This window comes from Burkholderia cepacia (genome assembly GCF_001039005.1).
GTDB classification, from domain to species: Bacteria; Pseudomonadota; Gammaproteobacteria; order Burkholderiales; family Burkholderiaceae; genus Burkholderia; species Burkholderia theae.
Genome location: NZ_LDWR01000108.1, coordinates 21,128 through 27,267, shown reverse-complemented (window position 1 = coordinate 27,267; position 6,140 = coordinate 21,128). Strand labels below are relative to the sequence as shown.

Below are 6,140 nucleotides of genomic sequence, written 5' to 3'. Positions count from 1 at the left end.
CCGCTGAATGCAAGCACAGTTGCAGATAATCCGAGCACGCGGTTTCGGCCAGTTGCAATTATTTCGAGCAGGAAACCGCGTCGATTGCAAGCATGGCCGGTTTCAAATGCAAGTCGCTATAGTTACTGGCAGATGCTTGGGCACCCGGACAGCCACCGCCTGCCGGCCTTCGCAGGCCAACGCGTGCGGATCGCAAACCTGACCATCGAGCTTGCGAATCGCATTCCGACGCGAGTCGTCCACCAGGACTTCATGATCGTCACCCTCGATGCCAACGGAGCTCTCGATGTCGGTCAGATCATGGAACGCGCCTCCTCGCGCGGTGAAGCCATTCTGTCCGGTAACGCACGGAACGACGCGCGAGGCACGAAAGTCGTCGATGCGACGGCACGCTTCAAGGTGCAGGGTGGCCAATGGGCACCATCGCCGACGCTGGTCAGAGCGCTTTCTGAGACCGCACTTGGGCTGCGACCATGCCCACGGATCTGAAAAACCTCGCGGCCTATGCAGCCTGATCGAAAATTGAAATTCCCATTTTGAATCATGGCATTAAGGTGATTTTGGCGAAAATTTCACGAATCCCGGCCGACCCTCAAGTCAGCCCCTTCTATGAGCGAGCCGCTGTCAAGATCGCATTTGTCAACATATTCACGTGTCTTCGTGCGTCTGGTCTGAAGTCGCCGTTGCGCTCGTGAGACGAACCAGCATCTCACCACCTTCTATCCGCTGGTGTGTCGCCAGCCTTATCCTGTATGCGCGTTACGCCGGAATCTTTTCCGGGAGCATGCCCCATCTAAAACATCGGTTACGTCGGTAACCCAGGGGCTGAACGGGCATGTTCCCTTCAAACCGTCATACGTCCGTTTCGCGGGGGCGTGATTGCCTTCTTGCGATATCTCGTTGGTCACACTGGCTTCAGTTGCGCACCTTCAGGGATGACACCGTCCTTCAGGTAGCGCCACAGCGCAATCGCAAGACGTCGCGCCACCGCGACGATCGCAATGCGCCGAGCGCGCCGGTTCGGTCCCGTGCCCTGGGTGCGCTGGTTGAACCACTGCGTCAGCGCGCTGCCGGGCTGGTAACGCAGCCAGGTCCACGCCATCTCGACCAATAACGCGCGCACCCGCCGGTTGCCCTGTTTGCTGATGCCTTGATCGACCTGGCTTTCGCCACTGTCGTAGGGCTGCGGCACCAGCCCGACGCACGCGCCGACTTCACGGCGGTTGTTGAAGTCCCGCCAGAACAGCTCGAGGGCGAGGCGTGACGCGCCTATTTCGCCAATCCCCTGCAGACGCGCCAGCGCATCGCAACGCTGGCGCGCGAGTGCTGGTACGTTCGTCTGTCGTGTCTTCTCCAGCGCCGCAAGTTGCTGTTCGACAAGTGCCAGCCGTTCGCACTCGCGCAGCAGCCGCTTCCGCAATTCCGGCGGCAGCGGCGCGCCGTCGTGGCAGCGCACCTCGTCGCGCTCGAGCCGGCCGGCGAAGGCTCGATGATCGACCGCATCCCAGCAGCCGAGCGTGGCCAGCAGCTTGCGCATCCGGTCGCGGTGCTGCAAGACTTCCTTCTGCAATTGCCCACGCTCGCGCATCAATTGGCGCGATGCCTCATCCTGCGGCGACGGCACGTGCACCACGTGCATGCGGTCGCGCTCGCCGCGCAGCCACGCACGCAGGTTGAAGACGAGCTTGATGACATCGAGCCGGTCGGTCTTGGCGCGTCGCTGATGACGTTCGACCGGAATACTAGCCGGATCGACAACGTAGCAGTCGATGTGTCGGGAATGCAGCGCGCGACAGATCCAGAACGCGTCTTGCCCGGCCTCATAGCTCACGGCGATCCGTACGTCTGTCGGCAACGACCACTTCTCTTTGTGCGCGCCGATCAGGTCCAGCACTGCCTGCAGACACGCCGCGGCCTGCGGCTGTGCGCCGTGTGCACGGACGGCTTCTCGCGCCGACCGTCGTGAAGCGCGACTTTCCATTTGGCCGCGGCCAGTTCCAGCGACACTGCCAGCACCAGTTCGTCACCACTACCCGTGTACACCTGATCGGTACGCATGATGTTCTCCTCTGAGCAAACCCCAGCACGCCAATTTTAGGCGTCAGCTTGTCGAGGCCTTCGCTTCATAGGATCTAACGCTTGACGAACAACATAGGGGCACCCCCCTGCAACCATGCCGCGCAATCGGCTGCGGCACATAGCGGCCAGCGTACCTCACGGTCGCCGCTCCTCGGCGCACCTCGATCTGAATCTCCGTCGCGGTGGCCGCCGCCCCCGGCACTTCCAGTTGAAGTGGGACGAATTCCGCCGCCGGCAAGCTCAGCGACTGGCGTGCCTCGTCCGCTGCGTCCTGCTCCTCCCGTGCGGCCACCCATCGACGCAACAAATTCGCGTTCAACCGGTAATGCAGCGCAACCGCCGCAATCGATACGTTCGGCTGCATCGCCGCACGGATCACCTTCTCCTTGAATTCCTTGCTGTGGCGGCGTCGCCGCCTCGGCTCCACCGTCTCCGAAATCGCTTCATTCTCGTCCATAGCGTACACGTGTCCATTTAAAAAATAGGTGGACACGATCGTCGCTTTCGTCACCAGCCTATTCAAGATGACATTGCCGGGCGCTTACGGCGATTCGCCACCGTTTCAGATAGCGTCGACATCAACGGCAGTCGTAGCCCTTGTCGGCATGAAGCTTGTCGGGGTGCCTGCGCGGCCGACCATTCAACCCACTGACTGCGGGAATCGCGTCTAGCGTCGGCTCGAAGGCCACCGAATCGTGTCGATTAGCGCCCATGACCGCGATCGCAAATGGAATGCCTTGAGCATGTACGACGAGGTGCCACTTGCTGTCGAGTTTGCCGCGATCCGTCGGGTTAGGGCCTATCGCTTCGCCCTCCCGCGAGTTGACCACGCTCGCTCCATCAATGCTGGTCCGAGTCCAGTCGAGATCTGGTCATGCTCGCGTGGGCGAAGCCCAGCATCGTAACGTGGAGCCGCTCCCATACGCCAATCGTTTGCCAGTCGCGCACGCGTCGCCAGCAAGTCATCCCGCGGCCAAAGCAGAGTTCTTGCGGCAAATTCTCCCATGGAGTGCCCGGCATGTCGCACATACAGGAGGCCGCTCAATTTCGACTGGCATCGACCGAACGCCGCCGCCTACCTTTGGCCGACGATACAAATTCCGGGTTAAACGGCGACGCGAGACTCTCGGCCTGATTGGTCACAACACTCCGCCTCTTGTCACATACCCTTCGTGTGTCATGCGCGAGACACCGAGCGAGAATCTCATCATGTTTATCCAGTACGGCGCCCCATACTCGAAGCGTTTTTGAAAGTTGCCTCTGAATGTGGCTACAAAGCGCATGTCAGGAACGACAAGCGAGGTCGGCTCGCAAGGCGGAGCGCAACCCTAGTGGTATGACCGAAGTTGAGCTGGTTGCGATCGAGGAGACGATACGCTGAGTGGTTTCACAGCAACATCGCCGAGAATACGAAATTCGCGAACCGATCGACGCGTAGCACAATCCGATGCGTACATTTTTTTCCAACACATACTGAACAATGCGCTATTAATATACCGACGAGCCGCCGCTGATGGCAAACCTGGCGCCGATAGAAAGTATCGACAACATCAACGCACTTTGTTGGGCAAGGGGTTTTAAATAAACACTGGCCGGTCAACCGTACTTTCGGCTAGATGGCCCGCTTCCGCTGCCTGGTCGAATTACGAGAAATGCATCCATGTTGCCAGGATCTTCTCCATATCGCGATCGTCAGTTTGTTTATTACAGAAGCGACTACTCATGATTTTTCAAATCTGAGTCCGATTTCCCTAAACCGTACTTCATCGTGCCGGAGGATAGTTCATGCAACTCCTCGAATACAACCCGGATGCCGATCTACATTGGTCACGGGTGCCGAAATCTGGTTACACGTTTCTCAGCGGTCCCATACTGATCGGAACCTGCGCCAATACATCGCGCTTCAACCTAATCGGCCCGGATGATCGTTCTCATAATCTGATTCTCCAACCAGGCCGGTACGTACTGGTTGCCGGCTCCGGCCGCATGCGGATAAAACCTCTCTCGGCACCCAGTGTTTCCAGCGGTCTACTCTTTTCCGACACGTGTCGGACCATACTACCAATGCTCCTCGCGTGTCTCGACGAAAGTAACCATCAGCCGACGAATGCGCGGACCATTGGCACCCGCGTTGCACCACCTCTGTATGTGATTCCTGACAATACCCTTGGCCGAACAAGAAAGAACTTCGAACAATACATAATCGCCCAACACATCACTGCCACCGCAGAATGGATAGCATTCTGCGATCATATCCGCGCGTTAGAAACGTACGGCATCGCACGCTTTCTCCTCTGTGAATCCGTCGACCGGGATGTACGACTGGAAAAACTGGCCAAACGCTATGGACTGTCTCCATCTCATTTCCGGCGTCTCTGTCGTACAACCCTGGGGCAAGGAGCCAAGCATCAGTTGCGAAATTGGCGTCTCGCACGTTCGCTGTTGGACATGGTCGACCGGTCGGCACCGCTTACCACGGTTGCCCTCAACAACGGATACGCATCTTCGTCTCACTTCTCAAGCGAGGTGCGTTCGATGCTAGGCGTGAAGCCGAGCGAATTGACGACCCTGCCCGAGGGGGCCGATACACAATAACTCTCCCCCTATTCCCAAACGCGAGATGCCTACCGTGCACCTGAAAATCGCCGGCGCGCGATGCAATCCATCATTTGACGCTGCGTCCATACTACAAATTCTCTCTCGCCCCGATTCTTCATGCTCATCCGATCAGATTGTCATCATGATGAGTAAGATCGGCAATCCTACACTTATCAAGAACACGGAAGGATGTCGGGGGCAGCACCCATCTCCAAAATTGCAGGCATGTAAAGGATTAGTCGCGTGAACGGCGCTAACGAACAACCCTATTTGCTGAAAATCTTGTCCGGTCCGATGCGGGGTACGGAGTACCCTCTACCGGTGGGTCGTACACAATTCGTGACCTACGACGAAACCGGCGCAATGCCCGAAGCAGATATGGTGGCTTTGCACGATGACGCAATCTTTTTACCGACTGTGGACGGCGCGGGCAGATTCTTCGATATCTCGCTTGCCCAAATAGAAGACGGAACATTCTCAATTACTATCCCGGGCACACAAACAGAAGATACGTATCACGACTTGAACACGGTCGTCACCGTCTGTGGACAAAATCTAGCCGTGCGCGCCGTCGTCGCCGAATGGTCGGAAGGGGTCGTCGCGTTTCTGTCAACGAAAGAAATCGCACCCCGTCATCTTCAAAGCGAACGACGGCGCACCGCACTTGTCCGCTGGATTCCCGGCGTCGCGATCGCAACCCTGATTGCAACAGGCGGCGGCTGGTACTTGGTTCACAATTCGTCGAGCGACGCAGCACATGTTACCGATCTGCAAACCGCACTCGGTCGCAATGATAAACCGCTCCAGATTCTATATGCCGGACCCAAATCTGGCTACGTCATTTTCGCGCCTGACAATCGCGAGGCCAACTGGGCGAGGCAGGCATTGGTCCGCAATCCGGTGCCGTACCCGACGCGCATCACGACTGTCGACCGTGAAGTCCAGCGCATCGCCTCGGAACTGGATAAGGCCATGATCGGCTACTACGGCATCCGCCTCACCAATGCGGCGAAGCCAGTTGTGATTCTCAGCAGGGATCGGAACAGCAGCACGCTGTTCGAACCCGAAGGCACACGCAAACTGCGCGGTTGGCTGCTATCCCTCATGCCCTATGCGCGCGACGTCATTGTCGATGTCCGCAGCGACGCGGAAATCGACGGCATAGCTCGCGACGCGCTCACCGACAACGGCATTCCTTATATAGAAACCCGTTCTACTGATGGGGTAACTTTTCGCTTCACGGGCAGCTTGACCGACGCCGAGCTAGATCGAATCACACGCGTCGCCAACCACTTCCATTCACTTTGGGGTTCTGGATACGTTCATTTTGTGGTAGATCTAAAGGACGATTGGCTAAAAGGCAAATCGTTTATGTACGGCAGCGACGGATATGTGAAATTGGGAGTAGATAAGTGGTATTTCCCTTCCCCACTAAAGCCAGGAGGAGATCAATAATCTATTTA

The 6,140-nt window shown here is 57.6% G+C and carries 4 protein-coding genes and 2 pseudogenes; 3 read left to right on the top strand and 3 right to left on the bottom strand.

Translation table 11 applies throughout. From position 1 onward, the window contains the following. A partial coding sequence (locus tag VL15_RS43480; protein WP_230684624.1) for a hypothetical protein occupies positions 1-489 on the top strand: 489 nt, incomplete at its 5' end. A gap of 415 nt (positions 490-904) precedes the next feature. Here the strand turns inward: VL15_RS43480 and VL15_RS37910 are convergent. The 3 genes and pseudogenes from VL15_RS37910 to VL15_RS43475 form a co-directional block, all read right to left on the bottom strand. Further along, positions 905-2,058: pseudogene (locus VL15_RS37910) on the bottom strand (IS110 family transposase). A gap of 43 nt (positions 2,059-2,101) precedes the next feature. Further along, positions 2,102-2,590 carry a transposase gene (locus VL15_RS37905; RefSeq protein WP_230684623.1) on the bottom strand — a complete coding sequence of 163 codons (489 nt, stop codon included), beginning with the start codon at positions 2,588-2,590 and terminating at the stop codon, positions 2,102-2,104. Positions 2,591-2,660: 70 nt separating this feature from the next. Further along, positions 2,661-3,222, bottom strand: a pseudogene (locus tag VL15_RS43475) (IS5 family transposase); the annotation flags it as partial. 642 nt (positions 3,223-3,864) lie between these two features. On the opposite strand from VL15_RS43475, the gene VL15_RS41425 reads away from it, so the two are divergent. Then, positions 3,865-4,674: a helix-turn-helix domain-containing protein gene (locus VL15_RS41425; protein ID WP_080971103.1), complete on the top strand. Its 810-nt coding sequence runs from the start codon at positions 3,865-3,867 to the stop codon at positions 4,672-4,674. A 246-nt stretch (positions 4,675-4,920) separates the two neighbouring features. Beyond that, positions 4,921-6,132: a PrgH/EprH family type III secretion apparatus protein gene (locus tag VL15_RS37900; protein ID WP_155420406.1), complete on the top strand. Its 1,212-nt coding sequence runs from the start codon at positions 4,921-4,923 to the stop codon at positions 6,130-6,132. Positions 6,133-6,140 lie beyond the last annotated feature (8 nt).

What these genes read in the sequence shown, in the direction of transcription:
- VL15_RS41425 (WP_080971103.1), top strand. Translation starts at nt 3,865, where the DNA reads ATGCAACTCCTCGAATACAACCCGGATGCCGATCTACATTGGTCACGG.